Origin of the sequence: Photorhabdus viridis (assembly GCF_040256935.1) — a bacterium.
Classification (GTDB): domain Bacteria; phylum Pseudomonadota; class Gammaproteobacteria; order Enterobacterales; family Enterobacteriaceae; genus Photorhabdus; species Photorhabdus viridis.
This window is the reverse complement of record NZ_JBEJZY010000317.1, coordinates 1-359: the sequence shown is the minus strand read 5'-3', so window position 1 is coordinate 359 and position 359 is coordinate 1. Positions and strand designations below refer to the sequence as shown.

Below are 359 nucleotides of genomic sequence, written 5' to 3'. Positions count from 1 at the left end.
TCATTTAGCCTATGTAATTTATACTTCCGGCTCCACGGGCGTGCCAAAAGGGGTGATGATTGAGCACCGGAATACCGTGAACTTCCTGCACTGGGCACAGCAGGCTTTTGGTGCGGAAGAGATCCGGGAGACGCTTTTCTCGACGTCAATGAATTTCGACCTGTCCATTTTTGAATGTTTTATGCCGCTGTCTTGTGGTGCGGCGATTCATCTGGTCGGTGATGTCCTGTCATTGATGCGGCATGCTTTGCCGGTGACCCTGATTAACTCAGTCCCGTCGGCGATGAAACCGTTATTGCAGGCTCAGGCGCTGATGGCGTCGGTTCATACCGTCAATCTGGCGGGTGAACCGCTTAAAC

General features: G+C 52.4%; 1 protein-coding gene. It reads left to right on the top strand.

Going from position 1 to position 359, the window contains the following annotated elements:
* Window positions 1-359: AMP-binding protein (locus ABR397_RS23545; RefSeq protein ID WP_350307814.1), on the top strand; the 359-nt coding region annotated here is incomplete at both ends.